At 69.4% G+C, this 15,390-nt stretch carries 15 protein-coding genes; 6 read left to right on the top strand and 9 right to left on the bottom strand.

Going from position 1 to position 15,390, the window contains the following annotated elements:
- Positions 1–107 precede the first annotated feature (107 nt).
- Positions 108–1,679: a polysaccharide biosynthesis tyrosine autokinase gene (locus AB0N82_RS01225; RefSeq protein ID WP_363387145.1), complete on the top strand. Its 1,572-nt coding sequence runs from the start codon at positions 108–110 to the stop codon at positions 1,677–1,679.
- A gap of 31 nt (positions 1,680–1,710) precedes the next feature.
- Here the strand turns inward: AB0N82_RS01225 and AB0N82_RS01220 are convergent, their stop codons facing one another.
- Both AB0N82_RS01220 and AB0N82_RS01215 read right to left on the bottom strand, forming a co-directional pair.
- The gene (locus AB0N82_RS01220; RefSeq protein WP_363387142.1) at positions 1,711–2,001 is read right to left on the bottom strand and encodes a PqqD family protein; all 291 of its coding nucleotides are present in this window, start codon (positions 1,999–2,001) and stop codon (positions 1,711–1,713) included.
- Positions 2,002–2,982 (bottom strand): nucleotidyltransferase family protein, encoded by a 981-nt coding sequence (locus AB0N82_RS01215; RefSeq protein WP_363387139.1) that lies wholly within the window; start codon positions 2,980–2,982, stop codon positions 2,002–2,004.
- A 146-nt stretch (positions 2,983–3,128) separates the two neighbouring features.
- Between AB0N82_RS01215 and AB0N82_RS01210 the strand changes: the two genes are divergently transcribed.
- A complete protein-coding gene (locus tag AB0N82_RS01210; protein ID WP_363387136.1) occupies positions 3,129–3,956 on the top strand; it encodes a hypothetical protein in 828 nt (275 codons plus the stop codon).
- Between the two features lie 16 nt (positions 3,957–3,972).
- Here the strand turns inward: AB0N82_RS01210 and AB0N82_RS01205 are convergent, their stop codons facing one another.
- Genes AB0N82_RS01205 through AB0N82_RS01185 form a run of 5 tightly spaced genes read right to left on the bottom strand, consistent with a single transcriptional unit; the run spans position 3,973 to position 9,516 of the window.
- Positions 3,973–5,202 (bottom strand): hypothetical protein, encoded by a 1,230-nt coding sequence (locus AB0N82_RS01205; protein WP_363387133.1) that lies wholly within the window; start codon positions 5,200–5,202, stop codon positions 3,973–3,975.
- Positions 5,183–6,571: a hypothetical protein gene (locus tag AB0N82_RS01200; RefSeq protein WP_363387130.1), complete on the bottom strand. Its 1,389-nt coding sequence runs from the start codon at positions 6,569–6,571 to the stop codon at positions 5,183–5,185. The genes AB0N82_RS01205 and AB0N82_RS01200 overlap by 20 nt, the downstream gene beginning before the upstream one ends.
- Entirely contained in the window at positions 6,568–7,659 is a 1,092-nt protein-coding gene (locus AB0N82_RS01195) for a glycosyltransferase family 4 protein (protein WP_363387127.1), read from the bottom strand. Before AB0N82_RS01195 ends, AB0N82_RS01200 begins: the two co-directional genes overlap by 4 nt.
- The gene (locus tag AB0N82_RS01190) at positions 7,656–8,357 is read right to left on the bottom strand and encodes a DapH/DapD/GlmU-related protein (RefSeq protein WP_315993640.1); all 702 of its coding nucleotides are present in this window, start codon (positions 8,355–8,357) and stop codon (positions 7,656–7,658) included. Before AB0N82_RS01190 ends, AB0N82_RS01195 begins: the two co-directional genes overlap by 4 nt.
- 4 nt (positions 8,358–8,361) lie before the next feature.
- Entirely contained in the window at positions 8,362–9,516 is a 1,155-nt protein-coding gene (locus AB0N82_RS01185) for a glycosyltransferase (RefSeq protein WP_363387122.1), read from the bottom strand.
- Positions 9,517–9,679: 163 nt separating this feature from the next.
- On the opposite strand from AB0N82_RS01185, the gene AB0N82_RS01180 reads away from it, so the two are divergent.
- Positions 9,680–11,443: a DUF4012 domain-containing protein gene (locus AB0N82_RS01180; RefSeq protein WP_363387119.1), complete on the top strand. Its 1,764-nt coding sequence runs from the start codon at positions 9,680–9,682 to the stop codon at positions 11,441–11,443.
- Between the two features lie 51 nt (positions 11,444–11,494).
- On the opposite strand, the gene AB0N82_RS01175 is transcribed toward AB0N82_RS01180, so the two are convergent.
- Both AB0N82_RS01175 and AB0N82_RS01170 read right to left on the bottom strand, forming a co-directional pair.
- Positions 11,495–11,779, bottom strand: coding sequence for a hypothetical protein (locus AB0N82_RS01175; protein WP_363387116.1), 285 nt, complete (start codon positions 11,777–11,779; stop codon positions 11,495–11,497).
- Entirely contained in the window at positions 11,776–12,258 is a 483-nt protein-coding gene (locus AB0N82_RS01170) for a GtrA family protein (RefSeq protein ID WP_363387113.1), read from the bottom strand. Before AB0N82_RS01170 ends, AB0N82_RS01175 begins: the two co-directional genes overlap by 4 nt.
- A 62-nt stretch (positions 12,259–12,320) precedes the next feature.
- On the opposite strand from AB0N82_RS01170, the gene AB0N82_RS01165 reads away from it, so the two are divergent.
- The 3 genes from AB0N82_RS01165 to AB0N82_RS01155 are packed head-to-tail and all read left to right on the top strand — an operon-like array spanning position 12,321 to position 15,117.
- Positions 12,321–13,103, top strand: coding sequence for a glycosyltransferase family 2 protein (locus tag AB0N82_RS01165; RefSeq protein ID WP_363387110.1), 783 nt, complete (start codon positions 12,321–12,323; stop codon positions 13,101–13,103).
- Positions 13,104–13,105: 2 nt separating this feature from the next.
- Entirely contained in the window at positions 13,106–13,582 is a 477-nt protein-coding gene (locus AB0N82_RS01160; protein WP_315993635.1) for a VanZ family protein, read from the top strand.
- On the top strand, positions 13,579–15,117 hold the full coding sequence (locus tag AB0N82_RS01155) for a hypothetical protein (RefSeq protein WP_363387106.1): 1,539 nt from the start codon (positions 13,579–13,581) through the stop codon (positions 15,115–15,117). Before AB0N82_RS01160 ends, AB0N82_RS01155 begins: the two co-directional genes overlap by 4 nt.
- The last annotated feature ends 273 nt before the right edge of the window (positions 15,118–15,390 follow it).

Raw genomic sequence — 15,390 nt, 5'->3', positions numbered from 1 at the left:
CGCGAGCGGGTTCTAGAATCATGTGCCCGAGGCATTCCTCGGAATTCGCGCTGAGACGCCCGGGGGGCGAGGCTGTCGCGATGACGGCGTGAAAGGGAGTGTGTCCGGTGGAGTTGCAGACGTACCTGCGCATCATCCGAGTGGGCTGGGTGTGGCTGCTTCTCGGCACTCTCCTCGGCATCGGGGCCGCCGCGGGCTGGGTCGCCCTGCAGAAGCCCGTCTACACCGCGGATGCCAGCGGCTTCGTCGCCGTGACGGGCCAGGGTGAAGACACCGGATCCGCGCTCATCGCCGACAACCTCGCGAAGTCCAAGGTCAAGTCGTACATCGATCTGGGCACGTGGCGGTCGGTCGCGGAAGACGTCATCACTCAGCTGGGGCTCGACACGCGCCCGGAGACGCTCGTCGATCAGGTGCGCGTGAGCAATCCCGTCGACACGGTGAACCTCCTCGTCGTCGCGAACGCCTCGACGCCGGAGGGCGCGCGTGATCTCGCGCAGGCGTGGATCCAGGCGATGTCGTCCGAGATCTCGCGTCTCGAATCGCGAGACGGGGGCCAAGCGCTCGTGCAGCTCATCGCGGGGGATTCCGCTCAGCTGCCCCGCTCGCCCAGTTCGCCGAACTGGCGTATCGCGCTGGCCGTCGGCGGTCTCATCGGTCTCGCTGCGGGAGTCTCGGGTGCCGTGGTCCGATACGTTCTCGACCGCCGCATCCGATCTGCAGAGGTGGTCGAACGCGAGACCGGGCATCCCGTCGTCGGCACCATCCCTCTCGAGAAGTCCTTCACCGACACCGGTCGGCTGGTTCCCTTCGACGGAGGGATGAGCGGCGGAGCGCGTGCGAAATTCTTCCGCGTGGCGGAGTCGCTCCGCGAATTGCGCACCAACCTCCAATTCATCGACGTGGACAATCCTCCGCGCGTGATCGTCATCAGCAGCCCGCTCCCCGGCGACGGAAAGTCCACCACCAGCGCGAACCTCGCGATCGTGCTCGCGGCGAGCGGGCAACGCGTCGTGCTGATCGACGGTGACCTCCGACGGCCCATGGTGGCGAACATCTTCGGCCTGATCGACGGTGCGGGCCTCACCGACGTTCTGGCCGGTCGCGCTCTCTTCGATGAGGTCGCGCAGCCGGTCGGCGTCGACGGCAACCTCTTGGTCCTGGGAGCGGGGATGCTTCCCCCGAACCCGTCCGAGGTCCTCGGCTCGGAGCGCATGCGCGATCTCATGCGCACGCTGTCGGCGGATGCGACGATCATCATCGATGCACCGCCGCTGCTCCCCGTGACCGACGCCGCCGTGCTCGGACACCATGCCGACGGCGTGATGGTGGTGGCCAGCGTCGGCAAGACCACGATCGAGACGCTGAGGAAGGCGATGCTCAACCTCGAGAAGGCGAACGCGCGCTGCCTCGGGGTGGTCATCAACCGGGTGCCCGTCCGCGGACGCGGCCGCGGCTACGACGACTACCAGTACACCGGGGACTACTACGCGGCACCGCCGTCGGCGACTCCGGAGACGGTGACGGCAGCGGGACCCGCGAAGGCTTCCAAGGGGAAGGCGCGAACGTCAGCGCGCGTGGATGAGGGGCCCGGCGTCCGCCGGAGCACAGCGGTGGCGGCGTCGACGACTGGCGACAGTGTCTCGCCGTCGCGGCGCTCCCGCCGAGCGGCCCGCTGACGAAGCGCGCTCACGGGTCCAACCGACCGGCTCAGCCGTCGCTCGGCTGCACGACGCCCTTCGTAGCGAGTGCGTCGATGAAGGAGGCGACCGTCGGCCGCACGTCGGCCTCGTCCGCCTCCCAGACGCGGACGATCTCCGAGACGATCTCATCCTCGTCGCGGAGCCCGTCGATCAGCTCCCAGATCGCGACGCCCACATCGGACAGCCGGATGACGGCGAACGGCGTCATCCGTGCGGGGAGCGCGATGTACGCCGTCGAGCCGTCCCGCGTCCAACCGATTCCGGGTGAGCGCTGCCACACGGGCGTGGAGTGAGTCATTCACCACCTCCGTCGACGTGCAGCTTCGAGGATGCGGAGCAGCTTGGCGGGCGCGGTGACGATGCGCCGCAGGTAGAAGCGGAGTAGGCTGAGCGGATCGTCGGCGACGCCGAAGAACGCTTGAGCGAAGCGTGGGCTGGGGACGAGCTTACGAGCCGCCAGGCGTGCGCGGGCCGGCCAGCTCGCGCCGGCGAATTGCTCGGCAAGGGTCTCGGGGAGGTCGTCCGGCGACTCCACGCGTCGTCGCCACAATGCCGTCAGCCGGTCCGCTTCGGGCGACAGGGCGAAGGTATCGCCGGTGAGCCGTTTCAGGGTGTCGCGGAGGGGTCCGACTGCTCCCGTCGCCACAGCTCGTCGGGAGAGGTCGCCCATGTCCGCGCTCAGGCGCTCGGCTGCCCGTTCCTCGAGATCGAGCAGCTGGACGGCATCGCGGGAGCGGGTGGCGTGGAGAGCGGCGACGAGCCAGTGGTCGGTCGCAGAGGGGACGGGGCACACGCGGTGCGCCAGCTCGATCGTCGAGCGGGCCTCCCACAGGGTGTCGAACACGTCTTGAGCGGGGCTCAGAAATCCCGGATAGTACCGATGGAGGTCCAGGTGACAGGGCCACTGCGGGTGCTCCAGGGTTCGCGCGTGCGGCGCGAGCACGGATCCCTCTCGAGGGAGCTCGACCAGGACGGCCTTGTCGCGATCGGTCCACCCGCTCGAGCGGAGGAGGCGCCACAGGCGTTCGAATGCCGACGGATCGACCAATACGTCGACGTCCGACGAACCGCGGACCGCGCGAAGTCCCTGATCCGCGAGCACACGACCCTTGATCGTCAGAACGCGGATGCCGTGCAGCTCCGCGAAATCGTTCACGGCCGCGGCGAGCAGCTCGACCGCCACATTGTGGGGGAGCGGGACCAGCTCGCTGGCTGGTCCGGGTGCCCCGGGCGGAGCGGCTGCGGTGCGGCTCCCCTCACGGCGACGTGTGCGTGCCATCAGCGTTCCGGTCGTCCCCACTTCATCCTTCGCGTGAGCGCGAGCCTACTTGAGTCTTCACCCTGGCGCGCAAGCCGCAGCAGTGCCTCGCGGCTGCCTCGCGTCCTCCACCCGGGCGCCGCGGGTGAAACCCGTATGCTGAGCGGGTGAATGATGCTGCCGTCGACCCGAGCCGACGATCCCGTCGGGAAGTACGCGTCGCCAACAGCGTCGCGATCGGCGGCGACTCTACAATCCCGGCGGACATCGGCGGCACGGCCGCGGAGCGGCCCGAGAGCCGGGGCGTAGGCCGAGCGTCTTCGACACCGCGGCGCGGCGCGGGCTTCGCCGGCACGTGGAAGCCCCTTGCCGCTGCGCTCGGGGCGCTCGTCGTCGCCCTCGCCGTCGGCTCGCTCGCCTCGATCGCCTTCGACGGCGACGTCGGCCGCAGTATCGGTGCTCTCGCCGCAGCTCTCATCCTGGGCGCGACGGGACTCGCGTTGGCGGCCCGGACGCGCTTCGCCGGGTTCTTCTCGCTGCGGGCGCTCGACGTGCTGTGGGCCCTCGTGCTCGGTGTCATCCTGCCGTTCCTCACCGGCGTCTTCGCCGCTGACCTCGGGTTCCCCGCTCTCGCGGCCCTGTCCCCCCGCTGGCTCGTGCTCGGCGTCGCCGCGCCCTTCATCGTCGTGCTGGGCCTGACGTTCTTCGCGATCTTCTTCGTCTACCCCGCCGCCGAGTCCTTCGCCGCCACGCGCCTGACGCCGGTGTGGAGCCGGGTCGCAGCTGCAGCCGCGTCGACGCTCGCCTTCGCCGTCGTGCCGGCCGTGTTCTCTCCGACGGTGTCGGGGATGCCGCGTGCTCTCCTCATCGGCCTCGGCCTGGCGGCATCCGTCTTCGTCGCCCTGTCGCGTCGGCCGTGGGGGCCTCTGCTCGCCGGTCTGCTCTTCACCGCCGTCTGGGTCGCGATGTCGGCCGCCGGTTACCTCCTGGCCTGATCGGCCGCGACGAGGGTCACCGACCGCGCAGCACCGGCACCGCAGCGACGCTCAGCGCCAGCAAGGCCGCGAGCTGAACGGCAGCGACGCCGGCGGCGGCGCCCGCGACCCCGCCGAGGCCCGCGCCGATGAGGACCGCGGGCACGATCAGCACGGCCGCCACGCAGACCGAGGCCAGATAGGCGCCGTCGCGCCCGGATGGCAGGACGACGCACATTCCGAGGGCGGTCGCCAGGGTCATCGCGGCGAGGGCGATGCCACCGAACAGAGCGGTGAGGGGGGCGATCTCGAAGCCCGGACCGAGCGCGATCGGGGTCGCCCAGGGGACCACCAGCGCGAACCCGGCGCCGAGCCCGATCGCGAGCAGCCCGTGGATGCCGACCGCGCGGCGCATCCGACGGAGCCCGGCGGCTCCGGCCGCGGACGACACCCACCCCTGGAACGACGACGTGATCATGTACACGCCGATGTAGCCGTACTTCAGCACGCGATCGAAGGGGGCGAAGCCGATCGCCGCGGGTGAGGTGGCCACGCCGAGGGTGGACAACGGCGCCGTCTCGGAGAACGTCAGCAGGCCGGCGGCCAGCGCCGTGCGCCAGCCCCCGCGGTAGGCCGACCGTGCGTCGCGCAGGGTCTCGCCGACCGCGAACCGCTCACGCAGGCCGATCAGCCACGTGGCGACGACGAACGCCGCGAAGGTTCCGGCCAGCAGGATCACCGGGTAGAGCAGGGGGATGCCGGTGACGAGAGCCAGAACGGCTCCGACGAGGTTCAGCACGATGCGGGGGAGGGCGTCGAACACGAGCGACAGCAGAGGCCGGCCGACGCCGACCGCGTACCAGCTGAGGGAGAGCCCCTGCAGCGAGAAGGCCAGGGCCGAGACGATCGCGAGCGCGTGATCGTCGGCGTGGCTCGCGAGAGCGGCGACGACGGCCACGACGGGCAGGATCAGCACGCTGTTCGCACCCCGCACGACGATGCTGGCGCGGAAGACGCGCGAGGGGTGCGAGGACCGCGCTGCCTCGACCGGCCCGCGCACGGCCCAGCCGAAGGTGATGAGGGTCGCCGCGAGGGTTCCGAGCGCTTGACCGATCGCGATCTCCGCGAACCCCGTGGGGCCCGCGGCGCGCGTGATGAGCGGCAGCGCGATCAGGGGGGAGATGGCCGAGAGAGCGGACACCCCGGTCAGCAGGGCGACGCTGCGGGCGCGATGGGGCCGGGGCGCCTCAGGAGCGGTCGAGGTCACGTTCGTCTTCGGTCAGGGGCCGCAGCAGCACCGCGATGAGGATCCACGTGATCGCGAACCAGAACATGCTCGTGAGGGTCGCCGACAGCAGGTACGAGGCGAGCAGACCCGCCGCGATCGGCTTGCGCGGGCGAGGGACGCACACGAAGACCGCGACGAACAGTGCGACGAGCAGCCCGAGACCGACGATCCCTCCGTCGTAGAGCACCTGCACGGGCAGCATGATGATGTGCCCGCTGACTCCGGGGGTGCCGGGCTGTTCGTGTCGCAGGCCGAAGGTGTTCGTGCCGTTGCCGAACCACAGGTTGACGCCCTTCATCTCCTGCGCGGCGAGACCGGCGACCTCGAGACGGAAGCCGATCGTGCCGCCCTGGAAGTCGACGTCGCCGATCTTGTTCTGCTGCTCGGGGTTGGTCGGGTCGGGCTCCCGGGTGGGGGCGGGGGAAGGGGTCGCAGTCGGCGTCACGGCCGGGGCGCTCGTCGCGGACGGTGCGGAGGCCGTCGCTTCCGGCAGGGTGCGATCCGCGGGCTCGGTGCCGCCCAGCGCGGCGACGATGCCGTAGGTGACCACGAGCGTCCCGATCAGCACGAGAGCGGGCGCGATGCGCCGGACGCGTTCCCGCCAGCTCGAGCGCAGCGAGAACACGGTGAACACGCCGAACACCGCGAGACCGAGCACGAGACTGAAGACGGCCGTGCGCGTCTGGGAAGCCACGAGACCGAGGGGCACGGAGACGGCGATCGCCGCTGTCTCCCAGCGACCGATGCCGCGCCGGGTGATCGCGAGCAGCGTCCAGAAGATCAGGATCGATGCGTAGATGTTGGCCTCGATCGCGGTGACGCGGGCGACGTAGACCTCGTAGAGATAGTCGAAGTCGGCGCCGAGCGCCACCTGACCGCGGGTGAGGTTCGCGACGACGTAGGCGGCGAAGCCGACGAGCGCCCAGGGAGCGACTGAGAATCTCCCGAGCCGGCCGGCGAAGTCGGCGCCCTCGGCGAGGGCCATCATCGACAGCAGCAACAGCAGATCGATCAGCAGCCAGATGAGGATCGACGCGCTCCACGTCAGGCTCGGCGAGAAGATCAGTGTCGTGACGATGTTCCACGCGACGAAGGCGGCGAACACGAGGGGCACCGGGTGCCGCAGCGCGCGCAACAACGCCGACCGCAGCACCGGATGGATCAGCATCCATCCCGCCAGCACGAGCGGCACGACCTGTTCGACGCGGACGCGGAACCCGAGGATCTCCGCGTCGTACCGGCCCAGGAACGAGCTGACCACCACCGCGGCGATGAGAGCGATCGTGATGAGGCGGGTCCGCCCGGTCAGCGAGGGCCGCTGGAAGGCCGAGGCGGTCGAGATCGTCACCGGGCGACCTCGTTCCAGAGCTCGTCGCGCATGCGCTGATCGAAGGTGTCGCGAGAGAACAACTGCTCGAAGCGAGCGCGAGCGGCGGACGCGGCGGCGCGCACGGTGTCCTCGTCGAGGCCCTCCAGCGCGCGGGTCCACGCCGCAACGTCTCCCGGGGCGACCAGCAGAGGGCTGTCTCCTGCGATCTCGCGCAGACCGCCCCCGTCGCTGGCGAGCAGGGCACGTCCCGCGCCGAGGGCTTCGATGGCGATCGTCGGCAGCGGGTCGGGCAAGGTGCTCGGCACCACCACGACGTGCGCGGCGTCGAGGTGTGCCCTCACCTCCGAGGTCGGGCCGACGACCGTGATGCTGTGCGGACGGGGAGAGACCGCGACCAGGGCGGGAACATCGACGGCCTCGCCACTCGGGGGTTTGTCGCCCAGCACCGTGAGGTGCAGATCGTCGCGTCGCGCGGCGTTCCACGCGGCGAGCAGGACGGCGTGGCCCTTCCAGGCGTTCCACCGGCTCGCGATGACCAGGCGGATGCCATCAGTGAAGGGAGGCAGGTCGGTGGGGGCGTCCGCCGAGAAACCGTTGTTCACGACCCGGGTGCGCGCGCGAAGAGGCGGGGGCAAAACGTCGGCGACCGCACGGCTTACGGCGATGATGCGATGCGCGAAACGAAGGAAGGGGACGACGGCACGCGAGCGCTCGTCGATGTGCTCGTGAAGGTGCAGAACCACACGTGCGCCCGACGCGCGAGCAGCGGGTGCGGCCAGGGCCGCAGCGGCGGTGTTGAGGTAGACGAGCCGAGGACGAGCCGCCAGAAGGCGCACACTCGCGGTCAGCGTCCTCCATCCCAGCGCCGGCAGCCGCGCCGGGCGCAGATAGGCCCTGCGCATGATGGGCAGAGCGAGATGACGCACGCGGATGCCGGCATCCGCGAGCGCCCGCGTCAGCTGTCGCTCGGGGTACTCCACGTCGGTGGGCAACCAGACCTCGATGTCGAGATCGTCGGGGGCCGTCCGCAGCACCTCGAGCAGCACGCGATCGGCGCCATACATCTCGTCGGAGGGGTGGATGACGATGCAGCGACGCGTCTTCACTCGGCGCTCCGCGACTTCAACTCCCGGGCGGGGATGCCACCGTAGACCGCGCCGGCGGGCACATCGCGGGTCACCACCGCGCCGGCGGCGACGACGGCGCCGTCGCCGATCGTCACGCCGGAAGTGATGGTCACACCGCTGGCGATCCAGCATCCGGATCCGATGGTGATGGGCGACCACTCGACGCCCTGCGACTTCACGTCGAGCGAGGGGTCGCTCATCACGTGATCCTCGGCGAAGACGCGCACACCGGGGCCGAGCATGGTCTTCTCGCCGATGGTCACCCCGCCGGAACAGCCGATGTAGCACCCGGGGGAGAGGCTGCTGCCGTCACCCATGACAAGCCCGACGCCGATCGCGCGAGAGTAGTAGCTGCTCGGGCGGATGAGCGACCCCGTCCCGATCGAGACGCCGTCGCCGAACCGGATGCCGTCTCGACTGAGACCCTGGATCTCGGCGAAGTCCTCGACGACCAGGTCACGACCGGCGTGCACGAGGTGAGGGTTGCGCACGCGCACGCCCCGCCCGATCAACGGCAGGCCCCGGACGGATCCGAGGCGGGGGGCAAGGAGAGCCCCTCGCGCGGCCATCGGCCCGACCTTCGCCGCGAGTTGCGCACTCACGATGCGCCACCGGTCGCTGCCGGCCTCGCGCAGGCGCTCGCGCTGCTCGTGGATGATCTTCCCGGCGATGCCCATGGCGTCAGCGTTCCCGTTCCTGCGCTTCGTTCGTACGGTCGCCCGCGGGGTTCAGGTGCGCGCGCAGGAGCCGTTCGTACGCGGCGTTGACGCTCTCCCACGAGTACGCCTCGCGGGCGCGCCGCACCGCCGCCGCGCTGAGCTGCTGCTGTCGCTCGGGGCTGTCGAGCAGTCGACGGAGGGAGTTCTCGATGTCGGCCGGAGCCGGGCCGGTGAACTCGCCGGCGTCCGTTCCCAGCACCTCGCGACTGTGCACGGTGTCGCGCGCCACGATCGGCGCCCCCGCGGCCATGGCCTGTACGAGAGCGGGGTTGGTGCCGCCCACGCTGTGACCGTGGAAGTACGCGCCGGCGTGCTGCCAGAGGCTGTGGAGGCGGTTGTCGTCGTGCACATGGCCGAACCAGTGGAAGCGGGGCAGACGCGTGGCGAGGGCGGCCGCGCGGTCGTCGAGCTCGCCGCCGTAGCCCGCCGAGCCGACAGCGATCACGTCGTGGGTCTCGGCCAGGCGCTCGGCCGCGTCGAAGAACGGGCCGACGGTGTTCTCCGGCACGAAACGTGCGACCAGCAAGGCGTATCCGCGGTGCGAGAAGCCGGGTTCGACGGGCAACGGTGCGGGCACGTCGGCACCGTAGGGGATGAACTCGCCCCCGACGCCGAAACGCGATTGCCACGCGTCACCGATGGTGCGTGCGTCGACGACCCGTTCCGTGGACCATCTGGCCGTGACGTGTGCGCCCGCTTTGAAGACGGCTTTCCCCAGCGCGCTCCATTTCTCGCGTTCCCATTCGAGACCGTCCACGTTGACGATCGTGGGGATGCCACGAGCGCGCAGCATCGGGAGCCAGAAGCCGTTCGCGACATTCATGATGAGCGCGACGTCGGGTCGGCGACGAACCGCATCGAAAGTGGACGTGAACCCGTACGACAACGTGCTGAGAGCGCGCGAATCGACTCCCTTCGTCTGCCGTGAGACCACCCGGCGGTCGCGTTCGGGATCGTCGGGTTCGATCGACCCGGGACGCCCGTACACGGTCACATCCCAGCCGTGATCGACGAGGTAAGGAGAGAGCCGGCGAACCGCGGTTTCGAATCCGCCGTAATAGCTCGGATACCCCCGGGTGCCGATGATGGCGACGGATGGCGTGCGGTCGGATCCCACGCGGCTCCTCGTCTTTCGGCGGGTAGGAGTCGAATGAGCCCCCAGGGTGAGCGCTCTGCGCATCAACCGTCTTTCCATTCGACTCCGCTAGCATACCGATTTGCGCGATGGGCCCTGTTGCGCACGACGCCGGACCCTGGACTCGCGGCGTGAACGGAATGTGATGTCGCGTATCTCCCTCACCCGCCTGAGCCCCACGAGAATTGCGTGGATCGCGCTCGGCGTCGTCGCGGCGTTTCTCGTCATCGTCGTCGCGGCGGTCGGAATCGGCGCATTCATCGCGCAAAAAGAATTGCGCGCCGCCGTGCCCGTGGTCTCTCAACTGCAGGACGAGTTCGGGGGCGACGACCCGGCAGCCGTTCAGGCGTCCGTGAAGACGCTGCAGGGGCACGCAGCGGCCGCGCGCGGGGCAGCCGACACCCCGTTCTGGTGGGTGGCGGAGCAAGCACCGTTCGTGGGCCCCACTCTGCACGCGGTCCGAGAGTCGACTGTCGCGATCGATGAGCTGGCGCAAGGCGTCCTGCCCGCCCTGTCCGACATCGACCCGGGTCTCCTGCGCCCGACGGGGGGAGTGTTCGACATCGCCGCGCTTTCTTCACTCGCCGGCCCGGTGTCGACGGCGGCGGATGCCGGAGAGCGCGCGGCCGATGCCCTGTCCGGCGTCGACCTCGCCGACACGCCGGGCATGCTGCGTGGGCCGCTCTCGCAGCTCACGGGCGCCGTCGATGCCCTGCAGCCGGCGCTGTCTCGCGCGAACGCCGTGATGCCGCACCTGTCGACGATGATGGGCGCCGACGGCGCGAAGAACTACCTGCTCCTCGTGCAGAACAACGCTGAGGCGCGCGGAACCGGCGGCATCCCGGCATCCGTGGTCATGCTCCGCTTCGACGGCGGCAAGCTCGAGATCGCCGCGCAGGCGACGAGCCGTGACTTCACGAACAAGCGCGAGACGCCGATCATCGACCTCGACCCCGAGGTTGTGAAGCTCTACGACGACAAGGTCGGTCGGTACTCGCAGGACATCACGTCGACGCCCGACTTCACCCTGTCGGCCGAACTCGCCAAGGCTTACTGGACCGAGTCGTTCGGCACGCAGATCGACGGGGTCATCTCCATCGACCCCGTGGTGCTGTCGTACATCCTCCGGGCGACCGGTCCGATCACGCTGGCGACCGGTGACAAGTTGACCTCGAACGACGCGGTGAAGATCCTGCTGAGCGATGTCTACGCCAGGTACCCCAAGAACGACGACCAGGACGCGTTCTTCGCCTCAGCTGCCGTGGAGGTCTTCGACGCGGTCTCCTCCGGCGACTTCAAGCCTGTCCCCTTCGCAACGGCCGTTGTTCAGGCGGTCGACGAGAACAGGGTCTACTTCCATTCCTTCGACGACGGCATCGAGTCCGCATTCGACGGATCGCGTCTGTCCGGCCCGCTGCCGGAGAGCGACGGCCCCGACCAGACGACGCTGGGTGTGTTCGTCAACGACCTCACCGAGGGCAAGCTGAGCTTCTACACCTGGATGTCCGCCGACGTCGTCGCCGACCGCTGCTCTGCGGTGCCCACGTACACCACGACGGTGACCTTCGTGAATGCGCTCGACCAAGCGACCTCGGACGGTCTTGTGAACTACGTCGACGGCGCGCGGCACTACCCGAAGGGAACGATCGGGACGGACATCCAGTTCTACGGGCCCAGTGGCGCGCGATTCGTGAAGGCGACGATCGACGGGACCGACGTCGAGATCACCAATGGTGAACACCTCGGCCGCCCCGTGGGTCGCATGTGGGTCGTCAACGGGCTGCAGCAGGCGCACACGCTGACGATGACCTTCGAGGGCGCGCCCGAAGACGGCGGCGAGGTGTCGCTCGTGCACACCCCCATGGTCAACCCGGTGCGCACCAGTGTGACCGAGACGGCGTGCGGCTGATCGGGTACAGCGGTTCGTCGGAAGCCTGGCGACGCCGGTCCGCGGGGTGACTCAGAGCACCGCGAAGAGGTAGGCGTATGCCGCAAGAAGGCCGAGATTGATCAGTCCCGCGATCGGGGTGAGCACGCCCACCGAGCCGCGTCGCAGGATCACCGCGACGACGGCGAGGGCCAGGCCGAGCACCGCACCCGCGGCGCTCAAGGCGAGGGTGCCCGTGAGCGACAGTGTCTCGACGAAGGCCGCCCACAGGCGCGCGACGACCGCGAGCTGCACCCCGATGGAGGCGAGCGCGGCGAGCAGAGACAAGGTGCCGAGCACGCGGGGGGCGGTTTTCACGGGGCGAGCCTACCCGAGGGGCTTTCCGCGGCTGGAATCGCCCGCGCCGGTGGGAACACGACGAAGTGATAGAGCACGAACCGGATGACGGTCACCCCGCCGATCGCGAACAGGTTGACGACATTGAGACCCACGGGGTCGGCCGCTCCGAACACGGCCTCGAGCGCGCGTGCTCCGAGCCAGACGGCACCCGCACCGAGACCCGTGCAGGCGGCGTTGACGAGGAGGAACTTCACCATCTGCCGCCCGGCACCCGTTCGTGCGCGCGAACGGAAAGCCCATTCGCGGTTGCCGATGTAGGCGTTGACGAGGGCGATGAGCGACGCGACGATCTTCGCCGCGACGGGACCCATCCCCGTCAGAAGCAGCAGATTGAAGGCGGCGATCTCGATCGCGGTGCTGATCGCGCCCACGATGAGGAAGCGGGCAGACAGAGCGCCCGCACGACGAAGATTCCGGCTGCGCCCCACGAGTGTCATACGCTACATGTTCGGGGGAATTGCCGGGTGAATCCGTCCCGGCTGAGAGCGGGGATGCCAGGGTGCAGGCGCAAGACCATGTTGCGGTCGTGATACCGGCCTTCAATGAGGCCGAGGCCCTGCCGTCCTTCCTCGCGGAGATCCACGCCTCGTTCGAGAGCATCGGTGTCCCCGTTTCCGTGATCGTGGTCGACGATGCGTCCACGGATGCCACCAGCGACGCGGCCGCTCCCCTCGCCGACGTCATCCGCTCCCCGCGCAATCAGGGTCACGGCCCCACGGCGCTCGCCGCGTACGAACAGGGCCTCCGCAGCGGAGCCGGGATCATCGTGCACGTCGACGGCGACGGGCAGTTCTACGGAGACGACATCGCCCGCGTGGCCTCGGCTCTCGACCACGCCGAGGCCGATGTCGTGCACGGCGTGCGACGCGGGCGCACCGATCCCTGGTTCCGGCGCGCCTTGAGCGGGCTGGTGCGGTTCGCGGTGTTCCTGTTGTGCGGGAGGTCCGTCCCCGACGTCAACACGCCTCTCCGCGCCTACGGGCAGGCGGCTTTGCGCCGCCTCGTCGACGGTGTCCCGGCGGACGCCCTCGTCCCTCACGTGCATTTCTCCATCTCCGAAGCACGCGAACGGCTGCGGGTGCGGTACGTCTCCGTCGCCAGCATCCCCCGTCGCGGCGCGGTCGCACAGGGCACGATGTGGGGTGGCGGGCGTGCGCGTGCCGTACTGCCTCCGCGTCGTCTCGTGCGATTCGCCGCCCGAGCGCTCGGTGAACTGTGGCGGGTCGACATCCTCGGCTCCGTTCGGCGCGGGGTTCCGCACGACGCGGCCGTGCGCGGCTGATCGTGCGTCACCTGTTCGCCTGGACGGGTCTGGGGCTCTGCCTCGCCGTCGTGCTGGCGGCCACGTTGTCGCCGACACCCATCGACCAGGGGTACGAGAGCGCCATCGAGCGCGTCCTGTCGATCCTGCATCGCAATGGTGTTCCGCAGTGGTTCGGCTACCGCTGGCTTGAGTTCTCGGCGAATATCGCCATGTTCGTCCCCCTGGCGTATTTCCTCTCCCTCGTCTTCCCGACGCGATTCTTGTGGCTGGCGCTGCCCCTCGTGCCCGCCCTGTCGGTCGCGCTTGAAACGCTGCAGTTCTTCGTGCTGCCGGCGCGCTTCGCAACCGTCAACGACGTGATCGCGAACACCGTGGGGGGTTGGGTGGGAGTCGCCGCGGCGGCGGCGACGGTGGCTGCCGTCCACGCCCGGGACCGGCGTGTGCTGCAGAAGTGGCGTGAGCGCAACGTCGTCGGTGTCCGCGAGTCCGTCGGATGACGCGCCTGACCGCGCGCCCTGCGCTGCTCACGGCGGCATCCGCCCTCATCGTGAGCCTGTCTGCCTACGTGCCGATGATCGTCAGCGGTCACATCACGCGTGACTCCGGAGTCTTCCTCTACACGGGAATGGTCGTCTCGCGCGGGGGAATGCCCTATGTCGACTCATGGGATCACAAGGGCCCGCTCCTCGCGGTGATCGAGACCCTCGCGTGGCGTCTCGGGGGTGGCATCGTCGGTGCTCCGATCCTCGAGGCGATCGTCCTTTTCCTCGGGCTCACCGTCGCGGGCCTGATCTGGGCGCGGTGGATCCGGGCATGGGCGGCCGTGGTCGTGCTCATCACCGGCGTGACCTATCTCGGGGTTTTCGAGGGGGGCAACTTCACGGAGACGTGGCTGTTCCCGTTCCAGCTCGTCGCCTACAGCCTCGTCGCGGACATCGTGCTGCGCTTCGGGCGGGACGCTCCCGCACGGGTCCTCGTCGGAGCAGGCATGACACTCGGCCTCGCCGTATCCGTCGGTCTGTTCACGCGTATGAACAACGTCGCGGGTCTGCTGGTGCTCGCGGGTGTGTGCGTCGTCTTCTTCCGGCGGCGCCTCGCCGTCGCTGCGTCCGTCATCGGCGTCATCGCCGCGGTCGGCGTGGCGCTGACCCTGTGGTTGTGGACGGGTGATGCCCTGCGGGCGGCGGTGGACCAGTACGTCCGATACAACCTCTTCTACTCCGAGGGCACGCCGCTGGGGGAGCGCGTCGCTTCTTTCGCGACGCTGGCCCAGCTGCTCGTCTCGGGAGCGGTCGTCGCCGCCGCGCTCGTCATGATCGGCGCCGTCCTCATGAGGCGGATCGTCGCGAAGGGCACGTGGTCACCGGCCATGACCGTCATCGTCGTCTTCATCGGGGTCGGAGTGGTCGACGCGCTCTCTCAGATGGCGTCCGGCCGGCCATACCCGCACTATCTCGTCGTGGCGATCGCCGGATTCGCCGTCGCTGTCGCCGGAGCCGGTGCCGAGGTGTCGTCGGCGGTCGGGGAGTGGTGGCGCAGAGAAGCACGCGCTCGGCAGCGTACGAGCCGAGCGATCGGACTCGTTGCGCTCGCGGCGATCGTGCTGTCCGGCTCGAGCGCGACCGCCCTGCAGGGCCTTCGCACCACGCTCGGCGCGGGCGTTTTCACCGCCGGCTCGTACCAGGCGCAGATCGTGGACCGTGTCCTCGCCGAGACGAGTCCCGACGACCGTGTGCTCGTGCACGGAGCCGAGACGTGGATCCTCGCGGCTTCGCAGCGGTTGTCGCCGACGGCGATCACCTACTCGTTGCCTGTCGAGCAGGGATACGGCGGCTTGCCGGCGCAGTACCTGGCAGACGTGACAGCCTTCCCGCCGGCCCTCATCGTGGAGTCGCCCGTGTCGTGCGGGATCTCGATCGCGTGTCCGGCGGATAAGGACCACTTCGCGGGGCTGGCGCCGTGGGTGGCAGGGTCTTACGAATCGGAGGGCGACATCGTGGGGTTCCGGTTCTGGCAGCGGAGCGAAGGCTAGAGCGCGGAGGAGGTCCGCCCTCCGCGACGCGGACGCGTTGGTTCTCCGAACGAGACTGCTTTTCGCCGAACCGCTTCTGCACCCGCGGCACGTATTTCGTACATCGGCGACTTGAGGGTGCCGAGTTACATTATTCTGATTCTGAATTCGCTGGCCACATTCGCCGGCGTCGGAAACGTCTACGGTGCCCCTTACCACCGGGGGCTCTGGCGTGGATACCGCTATAGCTGTCGACCGTTCGGGTGACCGTCGGCAAGTGGTGTCATCTGGGAA

It is taken from the genome of Microbacterium sp. NPDC089186 (assembly GCF_040685115.1).
GTDB lineage: Bacteria > Actinomycetota > Actinomycetes > Actinomycetales > Microbacteriaceae > Microbacterium > Microbacterium galbum.
This window is presented reverse-complemented; position numbering and strand designations above follow the sequence as displayed.